Source organism: Nitrospira sp., from assembly GCA_030692565.1.
Taxonomy (GTDB): Bacteria; Nitrospirota; Nitrospiria; order Nitrospirales; family Nitrospiraceae; genus Nitrospira_D.
In genome coordinates, this window is the sequence record JAUYAO010000004.1 from 68,614 (window position 1) to 90,958 (window position 22,345).

At 57.7% G+C, this 22,345-nt stretch carries 25 protein-coding genes and 1 tRNA gene; 17 read left to right on the forward strand and 9 right to left on the reverse strand.

The genetic code is table 11. From position 1 onward, the window contains the following. The first annotated feature begins 50 nt into the window (after positions 1-50). The 12 genes from Q8N04_01515 (at position 51) to Q8N04_01570 (ending at position 8,727) form a co-directional block, all read left to right on the forward strand. Complete coding sequence (locus Q8N04_01515) at positions 51-725, forward strand: sigma 54-interacting transcriptional regulator (protein ID MDP3089327.1); 675 nt, start codon at positions 51-53, stop codon at positions 723-725. A gap of 234 nt (positions 726-959) precedes the next feature. Beyond that, the gene (locus Q8N04_01520; protein MDP3089328.1) at positions 960-1,229 is read left to right on the forward strand and encodes a hypothetical protein; all 270 of its coding nucleotides are present in this window, start codon (positions 960-962) and stop codon (positions 1,227-1,229) included. Continuing rightward, positions 1,226-1,954: a sigma-70 family RNA polymerase sigma factor gene (locus Q8N04_01525; protein MDP3089329.1), complete on the forward strand. Its 729-nt coding sequence runs from the start codon at positions 1,226-1,228 to the stop codon at positions 1,952-1,954. Before Q8N04_01520 ends, Q8N04_01525 begins: the two co-directional genes overlap by 4 nt. 53 nt (positions 1,955-2,007) lie before the next feature. After that, positions 2,008-2,274 (forward strand): zf-HC2 domain-containing protein, encoded by a 267-nt coding sequence (locus Q8N04_01530; GenBank protein MDP3089330.1) that lies wholly within the window; start codon positions 2,008-2,010, stop codon positions 2,272-2,274. A 49-nt stretch (positions 2,275-2,323) separates the two neighbouring features. After that, complete coding sequence (locus Q8N04_01535; protein MDP3089331.1) at positions 2,324-2,998, forward strand: alternative oxidase; 675 nt, start codon at positions 2,324-2,326, stop codon at positions 2,996-2,998. A gap of 13 nt (positions 2,999-3,011) precedes the next feature. Next, positions 3,012-3,254 carry a hypothetical protein gene (locus Q8N04_01540; protein MDP3089332.1) on the forward strand — a complete coding sequence of 81 codons (243 nt, stop codon included), beginning with the start codon at positions 3,012-3,014 and terminating at the stop codon, positions 3,252-3,254. Next, positions 3,251-4,120, forward strand: coding sequence for a hypothetical protein (locus Q8N04_01545; GenBank protein MDP3089333.1), 870 nt, complete (start codon positions 3,251-3,253; stop codon positions 4,118-4,120). Before Q8N04_01540 ends, Q8N04_01545 begins: the two co-directional genes overlap by 4 nt. Positions 4,121-4,209: 89 nt before the next feature. Beyond that, positions 4,210-5,118 carry a cytochrome b/b6 domain-containing protein gene (locus Q8N04_01550; protein MDP3089334.1) on the forward strand — a complete coding sequence of 303 codons (909 nt, stop codon included), beginning with the start codon at positions 4,210-4,212 and terminating at the stop codon, positions 5,116-5,118. After that, on the forward strand, positions 5,115-5,885 hold the full coding sequence (locus tag Q8N04_01555) for a molybdopterin-dependent oxidoreductase (GenBank protein MDP3089335.1): 771 nt from the start codon (positions 5,115-5,117) through the stop codon (positions 5,883-5,885). The genes Q8N04_01550 and Q8N04_01555 overlap by 4 nt, the downstream gene beginning before the upstream one ends. 16 nt (positions 5,886-5,901) lie before the next feature. Continuing rightward, the gene (locus Q8N04_01560; protein ID MDP3089336.1) at positions 5,902-7,110 is read left to right on the forward strand and encodes a hypothetical protein; all 1,209 of its coding nucleotides are present in this window, start codon (positions 5,902-5,904) and stop codon (positions 7,108-7,110) included. A gap of 90 nt (positions 7,111-7,200) precedes the next feature. Then, the gene (locus Q8N04_01565; protein MDP3089337.1) at positions 7,201-7,719 is read left to right on the forward strand and encodes a redoxin domain-containing protein; all 519 of its coding nucleotides are present in this window, start codon (positions 7,201-7,203) and stop codon (positions 7,717-7,719) included. Positions 7,720-7,728: 9 nt separating this feature from the next. Next, positions 7,729-8,727: a molybdopterin-dependent oxidoreductase gene (locus Q8N04_01570; protein ID MDP3089338.1), complete on the forward strand. Its 999-nt coding sequence runs from the start codon at positions 7,729-7,731 to the stop codon at positions 8,725-8,727. 25 nt (positions 8,728-8,752) lie between these two features. Here Q8N04_01570 and Q8N04_01575 read toward each other — a convergent pair whose 3' ends face one another. Further along, positions 8,753-9,796 (reverse strand): NAD(P)-dependent alcohol dehydrogenase, encoded by a 1,044-nt coding sequence (locus Q8N04_01575; GenBank protein ID MDP3089339.1) that lies wholly within the window; start codon positions 9,794-9,796, stop codon positions 8,753-8,755. Positions 9,797-9,963: 167 nt separating this feature from the next. Between Q8N04_01575 and Q8N04_01580 the strand changes: the two genes are divergently transcribed. After that, positions 9,964-11,292 carry a DUF1800 domain-containing protein gene (locus Q8N04_01580; protein ID MDP3089340.1) on the forward strand — a complete coding sequence of 443 codons (1,329 nt, stop codon included), beginning with the start codon at positions 9,964-9,966 and terminating at the stop codon, positions 11,290-11,292. Positions 11,293-11,302: 10 nt separating this feature from the next. Continuing rightward, positions 11,303-12,487 carry a DUF1501 domain-containing protein gene (locus tag Q8N04_01585; protein ID MDP3089341.1) on the forward strand — a complete coding sequence of 395 codons (1,185 nt, stop codon included), beginning with the start codon at positions 11,303-11,305 and terminating at the stop codon, positions 12,485-12,487. A 13-nt stretch (positions 12,488-12,500) separates the two neighbouring features. Here the strand turns inward: Q8N04_01585 and Q8N04_01590 are convergent, their stop codons facing one another. The 6 genes from Q8N04_01590 to Q8N04_01615 all read right to left on the reverse strand — a co-directional run bounded on the left by Q8N04_01590 (position 12,501) and on the right by Q8N04_01615 (position 16,782). After that, positions 12,501-12,680, reverse strand: coding sequence for a DNA gyrase inhibitor YacG (locus Q8N04_01590; GenBank protein MDP3089342.1), 180 nt, complete (start codon positions 12,678-12,680; stop codon positions 12,501-12,503). 52 nt (positions 12,681-12,732) lie between these two features. Beyond that, positions 12,733-13,062: a PilZ domain-containing protein gene (locus tag Q8N04_01595; GenBank protein MDP3089343.1), complete on the reverse strand. Its 330-nt coding sequence runs from the start codon at positions 13,060-13,062 to the stop codon at positions 12,733-12,735. 19 nt (positions 13,063-13,081) lie between these two features. Further along, complete coding sequence (locus tag Q8N04_01600) at positions 13,082-13,714, reverse strand: ABC transporter substrate-binding protein (protein ID MDP3089344.1); 633 nt, start codon at positions 13,712-13,714, stop codon at positions 13,082-13,084. Positions 13,715-13,864: 150 nt separating this feature from the next. Beyond that, the gene (locus Q8N04_01605; GenBank protein ID MDP3089345.1) at positions 13,865-15,565 is read right to left on the reverse strand and encodes a glutamine--tRNA ligase/YqeY domain fusion protein; all 1,701 of its coding nucleotides are present in this window, start codon (positions 15,563-15,565) and stop codon (positions 13,865-13,867) included. Positions 15,566-15,670: 105 nt separating this feature from the next. Further along, positions 15,671-16,105, reverse strand: coding sequence for a hypothetical protein (locus tag Q8N04_01610; protein MDP3089346.1), 435 nt, complete (start codon positions 16,103-16,105; stop codon positions 15,671-15,673). A gap of 140 nt (positions 16,106-16,245) precedes the next feature. Then, positions 16,246-16,782 carry a hypothetical protein gene (locus Q8N04_01615; GenBank protein ID MDP3089347.1) on the reverse strand — a complete coding sequence of 179 codons (537 nt, stop codon included), beginning with the start codon at positions 16,780-16,782 and terminating at the stop codon, positions 16,246-16,248. A 329-nt stretch (positions 16,783-17,111) separates the two neighbouring features. Between Q8N04_01615 and Q8N04_01620 the strand changes: the two genes are divergently transcribed. From Q8N04_01620 to Q8N04_01630, 3 genes are all read left to right on the forward strand, one after another. Next, a tRNA-Glu gene (locus Q8N04_01620) sits at positions 17,112-17,189 on the forward strand. A 201-nt stretch (positions 17,190-17,390) separates the two neighbouring features. Further along, positions 17,391-17,951, forward strand: a complete 561-nt coding sequence (locus tag Q8N04_01625; protein MDP3089348.1) for a Panacea domain-containing protein — start codon at positions 17,391-17,393, stop codon at positions 17,949-17,951. Between the two features lie 253 nt (positions 17,952-18,204). Further along, positions 18,205-18,372, forward strand: coding sequence for a hypothetical protein (locus Q8N04_01630; protein MDP3089349.1), 168 nt, complete (start codon positions 18,205-18,207; stop codon positions 18,370-18,372). Between the two features lie 148 nt (positions 18,373-18,520). Here the strand turns inward: Q8N04_01630 and Q8N04_01635 are convergent, their stop codons facing one another. Both Q8N04_01635 and Q8N04_01640 read right to left on the reverse strand, forming a co-directional pair. Then, positions 18,521-21,598, reverse strand: a complete 3,078-nt coding sequence (locus Q8N04_01635; GenBank protein ID MDP3089350.1) for a type I restriction endonuclease — start codon at positions 21,596-21,598, stop codon at positions 18,521-18,523. Positions 21,599-21,601: 3 nt separating this feature from the next. Then, the gene (locus Q8N04_01640) at positions 21,602-22,108 is read right to left on the reverse strand and encodes a hypothetical protein (protein MDP3089351.1); all 507 of its coding nucleotides are present in this window, start codon (positions 22,106-22,108) and stop codon (positions 21,602-21,604) included. Positions 22,109-22,345: the final 237 nt, after the last annotated feature.

A 22,345-nucleotide genomic window follows, 5' to 3' on the forward strand; every position in this document is an offset into this window, starting at 1 on the left:
GAAGCAAGGCTACCACTTATCACACTGTCCGAATTTCCGGAGCCCCCTCTATGGGTCGCTTCGAGGTGGCTGATAAAGGCCCGATTTTTCTCGACGAGATCGGCGAACTGCCGCTGGATCTGCAATCGAAACTCCTCCGGGTGCTTCAGGAAGGCGAGTTCGAACGGGTCGGCGGGACGCAGACCTTCAAGGTGAATGTGCGGGTGATCGCCGCAACCAACCGCAATCTCGAGCAGCTTTCGAAGAGCGGCCAGTATCGTCCCGATCTCTATTACCGCCTGAACGTCTTTCCGATTCACCTGCCGGCTCTGCGTGAACGCGAAGGCGATATTCCCCTGCTTGTGCAGTACTTCGTGCGTAAGTTTGCCACGAATTTTGGCAAGAAGATCACGAAGATTTCGGAGCGTATGATGTCCGCACTGCAGCGCTATCAGTGGCCGGGCAACATTCGCGAACTGGAGCATGTGATTGAGCGTGCGGTGATCCTGAGCGAAGGACCGGAATTGGAATCGATCGAGTGGCTATCGCCGTCCAGCGGCAAGGCCGGATCTGCCAAGCCTCTTACGCTCGAGGAAGCGGAGCGGCAGCACATCATCGATATGTTGGAACAAACCAACTGGCGCGTGAGCGGCCCCAAGGGCGCTGCCGCCATCCTCAGCCTGAAGCCCACGACCCTCGAAGCACGGATGAAAAAGCTCGGCATTGAGCGCCAGGCGAAGTCGTAATTCCTTCTCTCCTGTTTTTCCCGTTATTCCAAAGAAATTTTCCCAACATATCGTGACGGTCCCAATATTTGGGGAATCATTTCGGTCCGATCTCACGACGGTTTTGCCCGTCAGGGTCCGCCTTCTCATTGGTTCATCAATCACTTAACGCATCCCACGACATCGCTCTGCGCAGTGGCACTGCTGTTGCTGAATAGTCGGGCAGTGCGCGACAGCAAAGGAGAACATGAAGCGATGTTGAAGATCACCAAAGTTCAAGAAAGCGGCCGGGATGTCCTTCTCAAGCTGGAAGGAAAGATTACGGAGCAGTGGGCCGCCCTCCTCGACGGCGAGTGCCGTTCGTTCCTTCGCCAGAAAAAGGCGGTCTATCTGGATTGTTCGCATGTGGACTTTATCGATCAACGGGGAGTGGAGGTGGTGAAGAACTTCCCTCCCGCGCAAGTCACCCTCATGAGCGCTCCCGGATTTGTGACGGAGTTGCTGGAGATTGGAGGCCAGTCATGAATTCAGTCGTCACCACGTATCAGGAATCGGGGGGGCAGGTCTCGACGGTCGGAGCATCGGCCACCACGTCGCCGGGCTCTTCGCTCTCGCAAGAGGAGCGGTCGCGGATCGGCCGTCTTCGCACCGGAGACGAGGGGGCGTTTGACGAACTGGTCAACAAGCACCACAGCGGGCTGATTCGCATGGCGCTGGGACATGTGGCGGACCGGGAAGTGGCTGAGGAAGTGGTGCAGGATACCTGGATGGCCGTAATCGAAGGGCTGGCCCGTTTTGAGGGGCGGTCCTCGCTGCGGACCTGGATCTTCGGGATTCTGATTCACAAGGCTAAGGATCGCGGTGTGCGGGAGAAGCGGCACGCGACATTTTCGGATTTCGAATCCTACAACGATGACAATGATGAAGCCGTCGATCCCTCTCGTTTCCATCAGAGTGGCGAATGGGCCGGCCACTGGGCCTTCCCTCCCCAACCCTGGGACGACCAGACGCCGGAAAAATTGCTGGCCAGCCAGCAAGCGGTGCGCGCCATGAACAAGGCGATTGAATCCTTGCCCAAAACGCTCAAGGAGGTCTTGGTCCTCCGCGACGTGGAAGGGGTGGACGCCAAGGAAGCGTGCGAGATCCTGAAGATCACAGAAACCAATCTCTATGTTCGGCTTCATCGGGCACGGGAACGGGTGCGAGTGGCGGTAGAAAGCTTTCTGGGAGGAAGGCCTTTGGATCTGTAAGAAGGGGGTCGGCAGGAGGACCAACCGGGAGTACATCACCGGAGGCTCCCTGCATGAAAGACCATCCGTCACAATGGATCCAGAGCGGACTCAGCTGCCGTGATGTCACGGAGCGGGTCTCTGAGTATACGGAAGACCGTCTCCCGATCCTGACCAAGGTCCGCGTCGGCCTGCATCTCGCTTCCTGCGCCAACTGTCGCGCGTATCTGAGGCAAATGGTCTTGATCTGCGCGACGGCCGCGCTGCTTCCCAAGCGGTCCCCGTCACCGATTCATCGACTCCAGTTGCGGCGGCAGTTTGCCGCACACTATTCCCGCTAGGACTTCCGCTCGTGCTGTAAGGGAACGGCCTCAAAGCCGACTGATCGCCATGACCACACTTGTGACAATGACCATGTTGAACTCGGAGCAGCTCAGGCTGGAGCAGGCGGCCACGCTGGCGGAGCCGGAGCGACCGTACGGACTATTGGCCAAGAGTCTCTTTCTTGTCATGGACCTGCTCTACGGCCGCGCTAGAAGTTGGAGCAAATTCAAAGTTCTTGAAGTAATCGCCCGCGTGCCCTATCAAGCCTGGGAACATGTGGCCTACATCGCGATCACGCAGCAATACCAGCATGAGGATTTTGCCCGGCGGGTGTTCGACCGCGTGAAAGAGAGCCGTCATCAGCAGGACAACGAACAATGGCATCTCCTCATTCTGGAGGAATGGATCCATCGCGCTCGAATCGAAGAGCGCTTCCTGTTGCACCGGCTGGTGCCGCAAGTCATCGCCTTCGTCTATTACCAGATCAGTTGGCTGCTCTATGTGATGAAGCCCGAATGGAGTCATCGCCTGAATGTCGATTTCGAGACCCATGCGGAACATGAGTACATGCGCTTCGCCCGCGAGCATCCGGAGTTGGAACAGACGCCTTTTGAGAGCGCCTTTAAGAAAGACTTTGGCGACTTCGCCACGATGGCCGACGTTATACGCCAGATCGGGTATGACGAACGCGTCCACAAGAACCAAAGCATGCATAAACTCGGCATGGCGCGCTTTACCTAGCAAGGGAGACATCATGAAAGCTGTTGCCGTCATACCGGGTCAAGCCAGCTCCATCCATCTTGCCGATTTGCCGAAGCCGTCGGTTCATGAGATCCCGAACGGACGCGGGGTGCTGGTTCAAGTATTACGCGTGGGGGTCGACGGAACCGACAAGGAAATCAACGCCGCGGAATACGGCCAGCGCCTCCCGGTTTTGAGTTTCTGGTCATCGGTCATGAATGCTTCGGGCGTGTACTGGAAGTCGGCGCGAACGTGACGGAGTTCATGCCGGGCGACTATGTTGTTCCGACCGTGCGGCGCCCAGGCGGCAGCTTCTACGATCAGATCGGCCAGTACGATATGACGCTGGACGACACGTACTATGAGCGCGGGATCAATCTGCGCCATGGGTATCTGACGGAATTCTTTGTCGACGGTCCGGAATATCTCGTGAAGATCCCCAAAGGCCTCAAGGATGTGGCGGTGTTGCTGGAGCCGGCTTCGATCATCGAGAAGGGCATTATCCAGGCGTATGAAGCGCAGCGCCGTTTCAAGATATGGCGGCCCAGGAAGGCGGCGGTGCTCGGCGCCGGGACGGTCGGTCTGCTGGCGGCTCTGTCGCTGAAGATGAGGGGCTTGGACGTTGTCAGCTTCGGCAAGCAGAGCGGGCCATCCCGCAACCTCGACCTGCTGGCGCAGTTGGGCGTGCGGTATATCTCGGCCGAGGATGTGTCGATCAGAGAAGCCGCAAAGCAGTATGGTCCCTTCGATCTGATGTTCGAAGCCACCGGCTACTCACCGGTCGCCTTCGAGGCCATGGAGGCCTTGGGTAAGAATGGCGTCCTCATTTTGGCCAGCGTGACCGGCGGCGACCGTGAACACGCGATACCCGCGGACAAGATCAATCTGGATTTCGTACTTGGGAATAAGCTCGTCGTCGGCACGGTCAACGCCAATCGGGAGTACTTCGAAGCGGGCGTCTACGACTTCGCGCGCGCGGAGCTGGAATTTCCCGGCTGGTTGTCGAAACTGCTGACCCATCCGGTCGTGGGCTTGGAGAATTACCGGGACATGATGCACCTGCTGACGACCGAGCCCAGCGCGATCAAAGTGTTTGTGAATGTGGCGTACGACTGGCGATGATTCTTCTCTCAACTCTTTTGCCGTAAGGAATTCAGGGCTCGTGCGACTGAGGAGCAGAACACTTCTCCTCCCCGAGCAAGGAGCCTTGTATGAACCTCCAATCTTCGACCAGTCCCGCCGTTCTCGCGGAACCCAGATCCCGTGAAGTCGAGCCGGTCGGTATAACTCCGTCCACCTCTGCGGTGCCGGGTCGGGCGATCCATACCGAACGGGTGTATCGCCACCGGCTGCCGGTCCGCATCGGTCACTGGCTGAATGTGGTCTGTCTCTTTATTCTGATCATGAGCGGCCTCCAGATCTTCAATGCGCATCCGGCGCTTTATTGGGGGGATCGCTCGGATCGCGACAAGCCGCTTCTCTCCATGCAGGCCGTGAAGAATGAGAGCGGGGAGATCCGCGGGCTGACAACGGTCTTAGGTCACGCCTTCGATACGACCGGCGTGCTGGGCTACTCCAATGGCATGAGGCAGGGCTTCCCCGGATGGGCGACGGTCCCGAGCGCCCGGTGGCTCGCGATGGGGCGGCAATGGCATCTCTTCTTCGCCTGGTTCTTTGTGATCAACGGACTGCTCTTTGCAACCTATGCCTTCATCAGCCGACATTTCAAGAAAGATCTTCTGCCGACCGGCCAGGATCTGAAACAGATCCCGCAAGCGGTGAAAGACCATCTCGTGTTGCGTCACCCGAAAGGCGAGGAAGCGAAGCGCTACAACGTGTTGCAGAAGTTGGCCTACGTCAGCGTGATCTTCGGCCTCGCGCCACTGATCGTGCTGACCGGCCTGACGATGTCGCCCACGATCGATGCGGCTTTCCCCTGGCTGTTGAGCATCTTCGGCGGTCGCCAGGCGGCGCGCACGATTCATTTCATCGCCTGCTTCTCGTTCGTCGGATTTGTCGTAATCCATGTCTCGCAAGTCATTCTCACAGGATTCTTCAACAACATCCGGTCGATGATCACCGGATACTTCGTTGTATCGCATGAAGGAGTGAAGCCATGAAGCCTGAACGAGCTTTGGAGCGACGAGGATTTTTGAAGGGCACAGTCGGAGCCGCCGGTCTTCTCGCACTCGGCGGTTGCGACAACCTGACGCAGAGCAACTGGTTTCCATCGATCTTGCAGAAGGCGGAACGTTTGACCGAAGGCATCCAGCGAGCGATTGCTCCGGCCAGTGCCATGGCGAAAGAGTATGGGGAGGCTGACATCTCACGGGTGTTCCCGGCAAACGGGAACACGGATCCAGGAACGGAAGAGTATGCCGAGATGGTGAAGAAGGATTTTGCCGACTGGGATGTGCTGATCGACGGGCTGGTGAAGACGCCGACGAGGTTTTCACTGGCCGCAATCAGGGAAATGCCGGCGCGGACCCAGATCACCCGGCACGATTGTGTCGAGGGCTGGAGTGCCATCGGGAAGTGGACGGGCGTGCCGCTCGGCGACTTGCTGCGCAAAGTGGAGCCATTGCCGACGGCGAAGTATGCGGTCTTTCATTGTGCTGATGCCGACGACGAGGGTGTCCCGTACTACGAGAGTATGGCCGTCGCCGATTGCTTTCACCCCCAGACGATCCTGGCCTATGACCTGAACGGCCGACCGCTCGACGTACCGCACGGCGCGCCGCTTCGTCTGCGCTTCGAACGCCAGCTCGGCTACAAGCAGGCGAAGTATGTGGAGCACATCGAACTGGTGGAATCCCTCGCCGATATTGGAGGAGGAAGGGGCGGCTATTGGGAAGACCAAGGATATGAGTGGTATGCGGGAATATAGCCAGCGAGAGTGACCCGTGAAACATATAACCTGCTTCATATTCTCTTTCGGCGCGTTACTCCTCGCCGGCTGTCTCTCGCCGATTGCCATGCATCGGGCGGTGATCGAGTACGACCGAACGGTGAGTTATGTCGAAGCCGATTTGCTGCTGCTCAACATCGCGCGTGCCCGCTACCATCGGCCGGTCCATTTCACGGCGGTCTCGAGCGTGGCGGCGACATTCGACTTCCGTACGAGCGCAGGCATTCGCGGCGGATTCGGTCCGGTGACGGATTCAGCCGACCGTCCGATCAATCTCGAGTACAGCGCCAGCGTGGCGGAGAATCCGACGATCACGATCGGGCCGATTACGGGCGAAGAGTTTACGAAGCGTGTCTTGCGTCCGCTGGATGAGGATAAGTTCGAGTTTCTCGTACGGCAGGGCTATGACATCAACATGGTGCTACGCCTCATGGCGCGCGGCATTGCCATCGACGATGTCCGTGGGCCTCTCGTCTTGTTCAGCCAGCCGTCCCAGGCAGAGGGCTATCTGGAGTTTCGCCGCCGGCTGTTGCCCCTCGCGGGCTTGGATGCGGAGCGCAAGTTGTTCGTCGGTCCGATCCTCTTCGAAGAGAGCCAGACGGTGCGAACGAATCGCCCGCCGAACCCTGATGAAGTCGTGGCGGCGCTGGAAAAGGGGTTCCGATGGGAAGGCGACAGCGAGGGCAAGGTCCATACAGTGCGTCGTAAGGCCGTCGGCCGGTTGTTGATCGCCAATTACGATCCGGCCAGGCTGTCGAACGACGAGCGGCGGGCTCTCCATGAGGAGGCGCAACGAGTGCCGTCCGATTCGGTGTTGGTGGACCTCAGGCCGGGCCATCCCGGGGGCGACTATCCCTTGCACGGTTCGATTCTGCTTCGCAGCATGAACGCGATTATCGGATTTGTGGCGCGCAGTATCGAGGAGGAACCGGAGATGATGGTGTCGCCCGATCCGCGGACCCAGCTTGTGGTGCGCAATCCGGCCAGGACACTGGAGATCGAAGAATCGGTCTCAAAGCCGGGCGACTATGAATTCTCCGTACCGTTTGACGGCCGCTACTACTCGATCCGCAAGTACCCCGTAAGCCAGGGAATGGTTCCCAGTTGGAATCAGGAAGCATTCGCAGTGCTCTCGAATTTGTTTCAGATGACCGTCACCGATCTGACGAAGTATCCGACGCCGGCGATTGCGATTGCCAAGTAGGGACGGGCTTCGTCGCAGACGGTGCCTGTCCCGATTGCTCGCGTACATCCAGCCGCGAATCGACGAACGTAATTGGAGAAGGAGGGCGCCATGCTTGATCGCATCATGACCGGTACGCTCGTCATCCTTGCGGGGCTGTTGCTGCCCTGGGCCGTCGTCAATGCGGGAGCCGGCATGAAGGCGCCGGACATCACCAATTCCACCTGGCTGAACAGCGAACCCCTACGGCTGGCGGACCTGAGGGGGAAAGTAGTCATGGTCGAGTTCTGGACCTTCGGCTGTTACAACTGCCGGAACGTCGAGCCCTATGTGAAGCAATGGCATCAGAAGTATGCCGATCAGGGTTTCGTCATCATCGGCGTTCATTCGCCTGAGTTCTCGCACGAGCGCGAAATCGACAACGTGCGGCGCTATATCAAGGATCACGATATTCGTTTCGCTGTGCCGATCGATAACGACTTTTCGACGTGGAATGCCTACGGCAACCGCTATTGGCCGGCGATGTATCTCATCGACAAGCGCGGCGTGATCCGCCATGTGCGTGTCGGCGAAGGCGGCTACCAGGACACAGAAGCGAAGATTCAATCGCTGCTTGCTGAGCCGTCCTAAGGGGGCAGGATGCCACAGCTGTCACGGCGACGATTTCTGCAGACGACCGGGGGACTGTTGTTGGCGGCAGCCCTGCCCTCGTCGGCCGCAGCCGGAGTGCTGAACCGCCTCTTCGGTCAGCCCGAGCCGAAGCTGACGAAGTCGATCACGCCCAACGATGAATTCTACGTCACTTCCTACCGCAGTCCTCCGACGATTCGCCTCAACGAGTGGTCCTTGGTGATCAACGGCCTGGTCGAACGGCCCATGACTCTGACGTACGATCAATTGCTGGCCAAGCCGACAATCTCGCAGATCGTGACGCTCGAATGCGTTGGGAATACGGTGGCGGGGGAATTTATCAGCACGGCCGAGTGGGAAGGGGTCTCGCTTCGCGCGTTGCTGGAGGAAGCCGGTGTCAGTGCAAGAGCCTATGATGTCGTCTTCCGTGCGGCCGATGGTTATTCAGACGGGATTCGTCTCGATCGTGCGGTGGCGGGCGATGTGTTGATCGCGCACAGGATGAACGGAGTGCCGCTTCCTCTAGGCCACGGATTTCCTGCCCGCATGATTGTGCCCGGCCATTACGGCATGAAGAGCGTGCAATGGCTGACGGCGATCGACGTCGTGGCCGAGGATTACAAGGGCTACTACGCGCAGAAGGGCTGGACCGACGAGGCGATCATCAAGACCACCTCACGCATCGATCTGCCAGGACATGGCACAACCCTTACAGGGGGGCGTCATAGGGTGGAAGGCCTTGCCTTCGCCGGTGTTCGAGGCATCAGGCGGGTCGAGATCAGCACAGACGGCGGGGAACATTGGATGCCCGCGATGCTCGATGTCCCGCTTTCGAATGCTGCATGGCGATTCTGGCGTTACGACTGGGCGGTTCTGAATCCCGGCCGGCATACGCTCCTTGTCCGCGCCATAGATGGTACCGGGAAGGTTCAATCATCCGTCGAACAGGACCCGGCTCCGGATGGGGCAGCCGGGCTGCACGAGATCACGGTGACAGTCGAACCCTGATTGGGCTGTTGTCCGAGCGGCTCGCCTAGCGCAGTGAGGCCAGGTCAATCACGAATCGAAACCGCACGTCACCCTTGAGGACGCGTTCGTAGGCGTCGTTCACCTGCTGGATTGGAATCACTTCGACGTCGGACTCGATGTGGTGTTCCGCGCAGAAGGCGAGCATCTCCTGAGTCTCGCGGATGCCGCCGATCACGGAGCCGGCGATGCTCCGTCGATGCAGAATCAACGGAAACGGTTCGAGCGGCGCCGGTTTTTCCGGCGCGCCGACAAGGATCAACGTCCCATCGGTCTTCAGCAAATTGACTAAGGCGTTGTAGTCATGCGGAGCCGAGACGGTATCGATGATGAAATCGAAATGCCGCTGCAGCTTGGCAAACGTGCCGGGTTGCGACGTGACCTCGAAATGCGCGGCTCCTAAACGCATGGCGTCTTGCCGCTTCTTCTCCGAGGTGCTCAGGACGGTGACTTCGGTGCCGAGTGCCCGTGCGATCTTCACGGCCATGTGACCAAGCCCGCCTAAACCCACCACCGCGAGCTTATGATACTTGCCGACGCCCCAGTGACGGAGCGGGGAATAGGTCGTGACGCCTGCGCACAGGAGCGGGGCGGCGCCGGCGGCTGAGAGGGCTTGGGGAATCCGCAATGCATACTGCGCATCGACCACGATCTGGGTGGAGTAGCCGCCCTGGGTGATCTGGCCGCTCTTGTCGCGTCCGCTGTAGGTGAGCAGCATGCCAACGTCGCAATACTGCTCTAGCCCTTCCCGGCAAGAAGGGCAGCTTCGGCAGGAATCGACAAAGCAGCCTACCCCAGCCCGGTCGCCTGTCTTGAACGTCTTGACCTCTTTTCCGACGCGCGCCACTGTTCCGACGATTTCATGCCCCGGCACCATGGGGAAAATGGACCCGCCCCATTCGTCCCGGGCTTGATGGATGTCGGAGTGGCAGATGCCGCAATGGGTGATGGTGATCAGGATGTCGCGAGGACCGACCTCACGCCGTTCGAATGAGAACGGCGTCAACGCCGCCTTGGCGGTCATTGCGGCGTAGCCTTTGGTTTGCAGCATGGAGATGCTCCTGGTATGGGTAAGTTAGCGAAGGGCTCCAAGACCATAGCAAGTTAGCAGTCGGATGCCAATGGGGAATGTGTCGCGACGGAGTGAGCCGTCAACCGCGGGGCCTATCCTTCGTTGTATGATGCAGCGAGTTAACCCATGTCGAAGGAGTGTCTGCGATGCCCATGACCTTTCAGGATGCGCGGCATCTGTTGGCTCGCACGGGATTCGGTGGGACTCCCGAAGAAATCCGCGAACTGACTGCGCTCGATCGTGAGGCCGCCATCGATCGACTGCTTGCCGGAGTTGCCCCCACTGCCAGGACGAGCGCTCCCTCCCATGTGCTCAATGCTCTGCCGCCTGCCGAGGGGATGAAGGGGTTGAGCGTCGAGCAGAAGAAGGCGTTCAAACAGGAGCGGCGGGAGGACGCCTTCGAGCTGAAGGGCTGGTGGTATCAGGAGCTCCTCACCACGCCATCCCCGTTGACTGAACGGATGACCCTGTTCTGGCACAATCACTTTACGTCCAGTTTTCACAAGGTCAAATGGCCGGCGTTGCTGTACCACCAGAACGTGCTGCTTCGCCACCATGCGCTCGGTTCGTTCCGAGATCTGCTCTTTCAGATTGCGAAGGATCCGGCGATGGTGCTGTATCTGGATACGCAGACCAACCATAAGGATCATCCCAACGAGAATTTTGCCCGCGAGCTCTTCGAGCTGTTCACTCTTGGGGAAGGGCAGTACACCGAGATCGACATCAAGGAAGCGGCCCGCGCCTTTACCGGCTGGCATGTTGCCCTCCATCACGGCGGCGGGTTCGCGTTCAACTGGCGCCAACATGATGCGGGCGCCAAGCATGTGTTGGGGAAGACCGGGGCGTTTGGGGGTGATGATATTCTCGCGATCGCGCTCGATCAGCCGGCCTGTGCACGCTACCTCACGGCCAAATTGTGGCGGGAGTTTATTTCGGACGAGCCGGAGGCGCGCGAGGTCGATCGGCTCGCGGCGGAGGTTCGAAATAGTGGGTATCAGATCAAACCGCTGCTGCGGGGGCTGCTGACGCTGCCGCAGTTCTGGGCATCCGAGACGCGCGGAGTGCTCGTGAAGTCGCCGGTCGAATTACTGGTCGGTACCGTCCGTCTTCTGAATCTGCCCATTCAAGACACGGCCATGCTTGCAAAATATGGGAAACGCCTGGGGCAGGATCTCTTCGATCCCCCCAACGTGAAGGGCTGGCCCGGAGGGACTCGCTGGATTACCAGTGCGACGCTGTTGAATCGTTGGCAACTCTTGCAACGGGGCCTGCGGGGTGCGGACATGGGCGGACCCATGCATACGCATGCGACGATGAGCGAGATGCACGGCGCCGCCTGGATGACGGAGGAAGAGTCGGAGACCGTGCAAGCGGTCTTGGTTCCGGTGCCGCCGGTCAATCCGATTCCGACGGGAGCGGATCGGTGGCAGAGGGTGCATCATCTGGTGATGGATCCGACCTATCAATTGAAGTGAGGGGGACGAGATGTTTCGACGAGACCTGCTGAAACTGGCGGCGACGCTCCCGCTTCTGGTGCTGGCTCCACGGCCGTGTGACCTTTTCGCGGCTCCTTCCGCGCCTGCGCGGGGCCGGTGGGATCGCATTCTGATCTTGGTCGAGTTGCACGGAGGCAATGACGGGCTCAATACACTCGTGCCGTATTCCGACGAGCGGTATTACCAGGCTCGCCCTCATCTGGCGATTCCTCGCGAGCGGGTGCTGCAGCTCTCGCCGTCGGTCGGGGTGCACTATGCGCTGGAGCCGCTCATGCCTCTCTGGGAGAAGCAGCAGTTGGCGATTATCCAGGGTGTCGGTTATCCCGATCCGAACCGATCGCATTTCCGGTCGATCGAAATCTGGGACACGGCGTCGGCCAGCCAGCAAGTATTGGATGAGGGCTGGCTCGCCCGTTTGTTTGAGACCTATCCGTTGCCGGCAGAGTACACTGCCGACGGAATTCTCCTCGGCCAGCGAGACGGCGGGCCGTTGAGCGGCAGGACAGTCCGGACGGTCGCGCTGCATGATCCGCAGCAGTTTCTCCAGCAGGCCAGTCACGTGAAGGCGGTGGAACAATCGAGTCCCAATCGTGCACTGGCTCACATCCTCCAGGTGCAACGGGAACTTACCCATGCCGCAGGCGATCTGGCTATACGCTTGCAACATGCCTCGCCGCTGCAGACGACTTTCCCTCCGTCGCCGATCGGACACCAGCTGGAGACGGCGGCGCAATTGCTGGCGGCCAAGGTGCCGGTGGCAGTCATCAAAGTCTCGCAGACGGGTTTCGATACTCATGCCGGTCAGCTGGGGCATCATGAGCGGTTGTTGAAGGAGCTCGCCGACGGGCTGGTCGCGTTCCGTCAGGCAATGGTTCAAGCCGGACTGTGGGATCGCGTCTTGCTGATGACCTATTCAGAATTCGGCCGGCGGGTCGGCGAGAACGCCAGTGCCGGAACGGATCATGGGACTGCGGCTCCGCATTTCTTCCTGGGCGGATCTGTGAAGGGCGGATTGTACGGAAGCATGCCGTCGCTGAACGATCTTCAGGAAGGGGATCTGAGATATCGGGTCGACTACCGGAGTCTATATGCCACGGTGATGCGATCATGGTGGGGGATTCCGGGAACGACGATCGTGGGGCCGGAGTATCAGGCGATCAATTGTCTGGAGTGAGGGGTCCGGTTCATCACGTATCCGGATCTTCGTCTGCCGGATCTTCTTGGTCGACGGTCAGCGGCGTGCCCGGAATACGATAGCCTCCGGTGGCCCAGGTGCCCAGGTCCGTGAGCTGACAGCGTTCGGAACAGAAGGGGCGCCAGTGATTGTCCTTCCACTCGGTGGGTGTGCGGCAGACCGGGCATTTCATGCCGGAAGTCTACCATTCTCCCGGCTTGGTTAGGCAAGAGGGCGGGCGTTTGCTAGGATTTGGTCTGGGGTTTGGCGACGTGCAGAAAACGTTGCAGGCGGCTGCGATCCAGATCGGACAGATTCAAAAACTCGACGCCGAATTCGCCATGATTCGCCCAGCGGACGGCGGCGGAGTGGACCGTGATCGGCGAACCCAGGTCGGTGGCCCGAATGAGGAGCCGGACACCAGACCCGGGATTGATCGGGGCCGTGCTGGTCACGGCGCAGCCTCCGGCGGAGATGTCGAACATCGTGCCTTCGCGGATCTCGGTTTGATTGGTCGTGGAAAAGAAGACTTGGAGCTCGACGGGGATGCGACGATGCTCGCGGCACTCGATCATGAGAACCTCCCGGGGTGGACTAGCGGGCGGAAGGGTGTTCGAACAGCTTCACCGCGACCGCGTTCTGTTTCATCTTCTTGACGAGCCCGACATAGGACACGTCGCGAATGATGCTCGTGAACTGCGCGCGGTAATTGCTGACGATACTGGCCCCATCCACAACCGCATCGTAGACCAGCCATTCCCCCGATTGAAGGAATAACCGAAAATCCACCCGGGTATCGATCTTCGGACTCTTGAGATGTGTTTTCACTTCGGCGAATTGGGCTTCTTGTTGTTCGCCCAGATAGGACACGGCTGCGGCGGAATGTTCGCTGATCCGGCCGGCGAAATTGTCTCGAAGCAGCTGCACAAAGAGCTCAACGAATTCCCGGCGATCGGTCTCGGGGAGTTCCGCCCAGGGCGTGCCAAGGGATCGTTTGGCCATCTCTTCGTATGACACCCGTTGCATGATGATGTGTTCGATGGCTTGCCTTCGCGCCTCGGATCGCTCCGGCTGTTTCATGGTGGGCTCGTCCAATATACGCAGCAGTTCCGTAATGGTGCCTTTGACGGCGTCAGTTGCCGAGTGAGCGATCGGGGTTGGTGCAAGGTTGTCTGCTGCATCTGTCTGCCAGACAGCGCCGGGTGCCAGGAGAAGCGCCGTGATCACCAGGTGTTGAATCGAGGTGCGAATCAGGGTGTTATGTGAAGGGGTGTTCAGCACCCCACAAGCCTAGCAGGGATAGGAGGGATGTAAAGATGAGCGGAACTGACCGGAAACAGAAGATAATAAGTGCAGGGTGAATCCTGCAATCGAAGATTAGCCTATCTTCTGTGTCTTTTCGATCTTGGACCAGGCATCTTTCAATGACACGGTCCGGTTGAAAACGAGGCTGCTTGCGGAGGTATCCGGATCGACGCAGAAGTAGCCGGTTCGCTCAAACTGATAGCGAGCTCCGATCGCCGCCTGCTTCAAGCTGGGTTCGACCAGGCATCCGGTGAGGCGTTCGAGCGACTGGGGGTTGAGGGACTGCGTCCAATCCTGGTCCGATGGAATCTTGGCAGGATCGGTGACCAGAAGGGGGTTGTACAGACGCACCTCCGCCGGAACAGCATGGGCTGCGGAGACCCAATGAATAGTCGCTTTGACCTTTCGCTGTTCCTGGGACGATCCGCTCTTGGTATCGGGATCGTAGGTGCAGCGCAATTCAGTGATGGCGCCGGTCTGCGGATCCTTGACGACGCCGGTACATTTCACAATGTAGGCGTAGCGCAGGCGGACTTCACGTCCGGGTGCCAGGCGAAAGAATTGCTTGGGCGGATCTTCGCGGAAATCATCCTGTTCGATATAGAGCACACGTGAAAAGGGCACGTGTCGGGTTCCCGCTGTCGGGTCTTCCGGGTTGTTGACGGCTTCCATCTCCTCGACCGTGTCCTCGGGATAGTTTTCGATGACGACTTTGAGTGGGTTCAGGACGGCCATCACGCGCGGCGAGCGCTTGTTCAAATCTTCGCGAATGAAGAATTCAAGCAGCTGCATCTCCACGATCGCATCGCGTTTGGCGACGCCGATGTGGTCACAAAAGGCGCGAATGGCTTCAGCCGTATAACCGCGTCGCCGTAGTCCCTTGATCGTCGGGATGCGAGGATCGTCCCAGCCCGCAACCAATTTCTTGGTCACGAGCTCCAGGAGTTTGCGTTTGCTCATGACGGCGAAGGTCAGGTTCAGCCGGGCGAATTCGATCTGTCTGGGCCGGTGGGCCGCTCCCGATTCGGCGACAACCCAGTCGTAGAGCGGACGGTGGTCCTCAAACTCCAAGGTGCAGATTGAATGGGTGATGCCTTCAATGGCGTCCGAGAGCGGGTGGGCGTAATCATAGGCCGGATAGATGCACCACTGGGTACCGGTCCGGTAATGGGCGGCATGGCGGATGCGATAGAGCACCGGGTCCCGCAGATTGATATTCGGAGAAGCCATGTCGATTTTTGCCCGGAGGACATGGGTCCCGTCCTGGAATTCCCCCGCCCGCATCCGGCGAAAGAGATCCAGATTTTCATCGACGGGTCTGGTTCGGTACGGACTGTTCTTGCCGGGCTCGGTGAGCGTCCCGCGATATTCGCGCATCTGATCGGCGGTGAGGCTATCGACGTAGGCCTTGTCCTTCTTGATCAAGGTGACGGCAAATTCGTAGAGCGGCTCGAAGTAATCCGACGCGTAGAACATTTTGCCGTGCCAGTCGAATCCCAGCCAGCGCACGTCATCCTGAATAGCCTCGACGAATTCCGGATTTTCCGTAGTGGGGTTGGTGTCGTCGAAGCGCAGGTGGCAGACTCCGCCCGGGTTTTCGTTGGCGAGGCCGAAATTGAGGCAAATGGATTTTGCATGGCCGATATGGAGATAGCCGTTCGGTTCCGGCGGGAAGCGGGTGACGACGCGGCCGCCGTGCTTGCCGGCAGCTTGATCTGCCGCCACGATCTCTCGAATGAAATCTGAGGGCCCTGTCGATGTTGGTTCAGTCATCAGTTTCGTGCTCGATATGCGGACAGTTGGGGCTATGGCGAATGAGAATGGGCGTAGTTGTACCACAGTCCGGTGTGTGCGAGAAACGGGGGGAATGGGAGCCGATCAGGACAGGGGTTCGGAGGTTTCCGATGTCTGGTGCGGGGACATTTGAATCACGTTGAAATCTTTTTGCGCGATGAGGTGTCCTTCCATCCGGAGGCGGAATTCGTAGCGGCCGGGAGCGGGAAACATCAGTGAAGGAATATTGATGCCGAAATCGGAGATCTGCAACCGGTCGGCGATGACGATATTAGGGAGCGTGGCGCGACAGACCAACTGCTCCGTATTGATGTACGCCAGATCGATATCGAAGTGGTACGTGCCTTCTGCGTCGGTGAGGCAGAAGTACAGGCCCATCTGATTGTGCTGAAACGGGAAGGAAGCGGCCTGTAAGTGGGTGAAGATGCCGATGAGGCTTTTCTTCTTGGTCTGACTGTCTTCGATGACTTGGTCGCACACCAAGAAGGCTTGCACGCTGGGGGTGTGGATGTCCGGCATGAAGGTCATTCTACGAGATGATGGGAGATTCTCAAAGGACTCTTCCAAATTGCGGAAGGATCGCGCTAGAGCAGCTTTTGAGACGTGCGCTGTTTTGAGTCGATGGGGGGAGGAACACGCGCGGATTGAGCAATGCAACGTCAGCCGAGCACCACGGTCCCCCCTTTGTTTTCACTGACATCGCCGAAGAGGGTCGTGCCGGAGCCAATGCGGCAGTAATGGGGCGTGATGTCCACGAGCATCCCTCTGTGCGAATAGAATTTCCCCAGCGCCACCTGGATTTTCTTGTGCGCCACGCCGCAGGCTTCCAGCACTGTCTGGCCGGTAGATTGATCGGTCACCCGAACCCACGGATGGTCGGCGGTCGCGCCGGCGGCCGCACGGTGCACGTCGACGCTGAATTGATTGGTCGGATTCAATACCAGGACGTTGCGGCGAAGATGGCCGATGTGTGTACCCGTATCACCGTACAGATCGATCGTCACGAGAAGTAATCCCTGGTCCGGTTTCGACTCCAAAAACAGCTGTTCTTTCCCCTGGATCCGAACCACCCCGTTGGTGTTGCGAAACTTATTTGAGCCGATGAGCAGTTCGAGGCCTAGCCGCGAGGATTCTGTCTCGGTTGGATCGGGCGTGGAGGCGCCGATTGTGCGTTGTGGGGCAAGGGATTCTGACATCGTGATCCTCGTTCCGGTACGTCCTCAAGTAGGCGTAGGTGCATCCTGATCGGAAGGTGAGAGGCTAGGCTTTGGGTGCCCTCTCTGTCAAGACTTTCCACCGGAATATGGGCGGCTCGGTTTGAGTCGGTGATGCCCCGGCCGGTGGTGAAGCCCAGAGCGGTACTTCTCACGGGTTGAGCCCTTCCCTCGGACGCCAGGTGAGCGCGGATGCGTCGGGTACGTTTGCAAACCAGAAAGTCTCTGTGATACCGTTCCACCCTCGATTTGGCAGTCCTGCAGGCGTGCGTTGTATCAAGAGCGTGCAGGAGGGCCGATATGTCCCGGATGGTCCCATCGTCTAGCCTGGCCTAGGACGGAGCCCTCTCAAGGCTTAAACACGGGTTCAAATCCCGTTGGGACCACCACCACTTACGCTATTTACGCTATTCCTGGAAATTTCCGATGCCCACACAGTGCCCGCTGAGCGGCTTCCCAGTTGCTAACCGCTTCCTACGATAGCTATAATCTGACCCTCTTGATCCTGCCTCGCACATACGTAATATTGGAAATCAGTTTGAAAAATTGGTCCGCAGGTTCCTAATACCTTCATCGGCAGGAGCTGAACCATGTCAAGCTTAAGAGCACATAAGAGGCTAGGGAGCCGCGACCTCAAAAAATTGAAGGCGCTAGTTCATTACATTTGCTCTAAATGCCCCGATAAGAATCTGCTAGGGGCCACGAAGCTAAACAAAATTCTTTGGTATGCGGATGCGATTTCCCTTGAGACTCGAGGGATTTCTATAACCAAGGAGACATATGTAAAGCGGCAGTTCGGTCCAGTCCCTAAACACATCTTGCAAGTCATCGAGAAGCTAGAAGACGAAGACAAGATTGCCGTTAAGAACACCCCTTTCCATAACTATGAGAAGCGAGAATTTGTGTCACTCAAGGAGCCAAACCTCTCTGTATTTACCCCCGATGAGATCAGTTTAGTAGATGATGTAATCAGAGAGATCTGCTTTAACCATACTGCTAGTTCGATCAGCCTTGCCTCTCATGACAGGATTTGGGAGTTAGCAGAAATCGGGGATGAGCTTCCTCTGGAAACGATATTTGCTTCCGATCTCGATGAGGTCACAGAGGCAGATGTACGATGGGCAAAGCGAGCGTTGAGCAAGATTGCCTAGGCGATGCAGTCAGTAAGGAAACTCCGCGTTGCGCCCGCCACTGAAGAATACCTTGAGGAAGAAGAGAGAAGAGATCCTTTGGTTAGAAAAGTATTCGCCGGTTTGACCTGGCTTTTAACCCACGAACAAGAACCGCCCGGATACAAACTTCCTGGTTATAACCCACCGAAGTACATTGTTACTAAGTCATACCGTTTCCCGGTCCCTCGTCTTTTCCGACTAATCTATCAAGTGAACAAAAGAGAAGTTTTTGTTGAGCTGGTTCAGGTGGTGGACTACAAAGAGCAAGAAAACTCCTGACGCGGAAAATCCCGATCAATTTGCCCCCCATCTGACTCGTGATCAGGTGCAAAAGCTGCTGGGAGAGTTAAAGAAAGAGCGGCGAATCCACTTGACGGGTGTGACGGGCGGGAAGCCCTAGATCAAAGGATACCGCATCGTTCGACGTGATTGCGGGACGATGAGCAGGTTTCAGCCGTCCCCGTGACAACTGGCGAGTGTTCTCCTGTCTCCTCATATCACTTTACGCCTGCATTGATTCTCTAAAGTTTCGAATGCCCCCGCTCATTTCACCTCGTTCCCTCGCCCTTCGGATTCTTCAACGCCCCATAGACGTTGTGCAACATGTGCTCCATAGCGAGCTTCCGAAACTCACCGTCGGCCATGAGTTTCCCAAAAATCTCTTCGTTGCCGTCCATGCGATCTATGACGAGTCCCTCAAAGGCTTTCTCAAACACGTAACGGAAGTCGTCTTTCGAGTTTGTCGCCGCTGCTTTCTGAAGCGTGTCGCTCTCGATGGCCTCTTCCTGAATCTGATCAAAGAAGAGTTGATCGGCTTGGGTGAAATTTGTGCCGAAGCGTTCGTTAAGAATATCGATAAGCTCAGACAGCTTGATTGTCTCATCGTCCTGCCCGGTGCCAACGTCACTCGGCCCTTTGAGCGGATGGGCGGCACCCGCAGTGAGATCAATCTGACCTTCGCTGATCTTTTGGAGCCTGTAGTATTGGAGTTCAACCTCGTCTTCTAGATGTTGACCAGGCCCCGCCTCGCGCTTAGGCAGCTTGGTGAGGAGAAAACGCAGGTAGGTATAAAGCTGTTCCAGGTCGGAATCCTGATACGGGATCACTTGTGACAGGAAGCTGTACATATTGCGGAAGTTGACCAGCAACGCCTTCACATCCTCCCGTTCCTGCTCAGGACGTTCCTTAAACCGCTCCACCGCCTGATCCAAAACGCCGTTCATCTGAGCGTGATCATGCACCGTCTCTTTGCGGCGCGGCTTGAAATAGACAGCGCAAAAGGCGTTGACCTCCTCCACATAAATCAGACCCGTCTCTTCGATTTGATGTTGCAGCCGATAGAGATGCTGCGCGTCCGTTAAGGGCTCGGTGGGCGTGTCCTCGTAGTAGGGCTTGAAGGCCTTAAAGATTTCTTCCGGCTTGTTTCGAAAATCGAGGATAAATGTGTCTTCCTTGCCCGGACAGGTACGGTTCAGCCGCGAGAGCGTTTGGACGGCATGCAAGCCGGTGAGCTTCTTGTCCACGTACATCGTGTGCAGCAGTGGTTGGTCAAAGCCGGTCTGATACTTCTCCGCAACTAACAGCACTTGGTACTCGTGACCGTCGAACTTCTCAGCCAGCTCACTTTCCTTGATGCCGCCATTCATCGAGACTTCCGTCCAGTTCTTGCCAGGAGCATCGGGGTCCTCCACGATGCCAGAGAAAGCGACCAGTGTCCGAACATCCGTATAGCCCTTCTCAGCGATGTACTTATCAAACGCCAACTTGTAGCGCACAGCATGAAGTCGGGAGTCGGTAACTACCATCGCCTTGGCGCGCCCGCCGATTTTATGCTTCACATGCGTTCGGAAGTGCTCCACCATCACCTCGGTCTTGGCAGCCAAATTATGCGGGTGTAGTGTCAGGATGCGAGCCAACGCACGAGCTGCCTTCTTGCGCTCCACATGGACATCTGCTTCCGTGGCCTGAACGATGCGGAAATAGGTCTCGTACGTGATGTAGTTTTTAAGCACATCGAGAATAAACTTCTCTCCAATTGCCTGCCGCATCGTATACAGGTGGAACGGCGCTTCGCCGGACGAACCGGGTTCATCAAAGACCTTTTTCGTCTTATATTTCGGCGTCGCGGTGAAGGCGAAGAAACTCAAGTTCGGCTGCTTACCCCGCCGCATCATCTCTCGCACCACTTCGGCAAGCTGGTCGGCTTCATCATCCTCATCCAGCTTCTGCTCGGCAGCATAGGCCGCTGCTTCTTCCTGGATTCGGTCGGCGTTCAGCACGCCTTTAAGTTCCATCGCACTTTCCCCGGATTGTGAGCTATGTGCCTCATCGATGATGACCGCAAATTGCTTATCCTTCGTGGATATGCTGATGCCGGGATGATCCTCCTCCCGCAGCTTTCCCAATGTTTCCGCGATGAAGGGAAATTTCTGGAGCGTCGTAATGATGATAGGCGTCCCATTCGCCAGGGCCTGCACCAGTTGCCGCGTGTCCTCATCAATCTTTTGCACCACACCTTGCTTGTGATCGAACTGATAAATGGTGTTTTGGAGCTGCTGATCCAAAATCCTTCGATCTGTCACCACAATGACTGAATCGTAAATCTTCTTGTCTGCGGCGTCGTGCAGGCTGGAGAGCTGATGCGCCAGCCAGGCGATGGAGTTGGACTTACCAGAACCAGCTGAGTGCTGGACGAGGTAGTTTTTCCCAGGGCCATGCGCCTCGGTGTGGCCAACCAAACCACGCACACAGTCGAGCTGATGATACCGAGGGAAGATCATCGTCTCCTTGGTGATCCTGCGGATGCCCTCATCCGTGAGGATGCGCTTCTCCTCAACTTGCAGGTGCATGAAGCGCCCGAGGATGTCGAGCAGACTATCCCGCTGCCACACCTGACGCCAGAGATAGGCCGTGCGATAGCCGCCATCGGCAGCCGGAGGGTTGCCGGCATGACCTTGGTTGCCAAGATTGAAGGGCAAGAAGTGCGTCTTGTCCCCGCTCAGCCGCGTGGTCATGAACACCTGATCCTGATCCACGGCGAAATGGACCAGCGTGCGTTTCGTGAAATCGAAAAGGAGTTCGCGATGATCCCGGTCCTTTTTGTATTGCCGTTTCGCGTCTTCCACCGTTTGGCCGGAGAGCGGGTTCTTGAGTTCCGCCGTCGCGATGGGCAAGCCGTTGAGGAAGAGGGCCAGATCGAGCGACTTGGAATGCTCCGTGCCGTAGTAGAGCTGCCGCGTCACTGAGAGCTGGTTCTTCCCGTAGATCGTCAGCGTGTCCGGGTTCATCCGGTTGTTGGGGGCAAACACCGCCACGCGTAGCAACTTGCCATAGCACTTGAAGCCCTGACGTAGCACCTTGACCATGCCTTTGGTGTCGAGCTCCTTGACCAGATGGTCCAGCACTACCTTTTCCGTCTCTGCTTTGTGGATGGCTTTAAGGTTGTCCCACATCTTCTCCTGCGTTGCCTGGATGAAATTCAGCACCAGCACCGGATCGAGCGCACGCATCTTGTCGAAGCGGTCCTTCGCCTCGCCCTCGCGGTAATCCACAAAGATATAGCCACCCCGTGTCGTCAGTTGGTCAATGATCGCGTCTTCGAGGCGGTCTTCGGTGTGCTTTTTCATGGTTTAGGAAATAGTTTCCACGTTCGTGTTGTCCAAGGCGTTGAGCGCCAGGCCGTCGATGTCCTGATAGAGATAATGGCGGATGGAATGATCGCGTTGCAGGTATTTTCCGGCTGCGTCCAAGTAAGCCGCCGGGTTGGCATGGCAGGACAGCACATACTTGGTCAGGTGAAGAGGCTTGGCCTTGCCGGTGTAAAGTTTGATGATGCTGTGCAGAGCGCGGCACCACGCTTCGCTCGCCTTGACCTGGTCAACCAAGCCCTCCGGGAAGCTGCCCGATTTGAACTCCATGATGAACGCACTCAACTTTTCGCGATACAGATGGAAGATCACAAAGTCGCACCGTTTCGACCAGGGCTTGGCGTTGTCGTCGAGGAAGTGGAAGAGGGGGTCGGAATTGCCATTGCGGTTTTTCTTGTCTAGATTGATGACCAGGGCTTCGCCGGGAACGTGCAGACGCACCCGGATTTCTTTCTCCTGATTACCCGGGAGAAAAACCTTCTCCTTCAAGACGACACGCCCTCCGTCCGTCTCCATGATCTGATAATGAGCTGTATTCAAGTAGCTCCGGAGCGCATTGAAGTAGCCTTGGGCATTGATCGACATGGCTAGGAGCCTGTCCGAGTAATGGCTGACCATGCGTGACAAGACGTAGATTCACGGCAGGACCAGCAGCGATTCGGTCCGCCGCCGAAGGGTGTGGCCGATACGTGTGCCAATGAGTGGAATTGTGATCGGTTTGGGGGG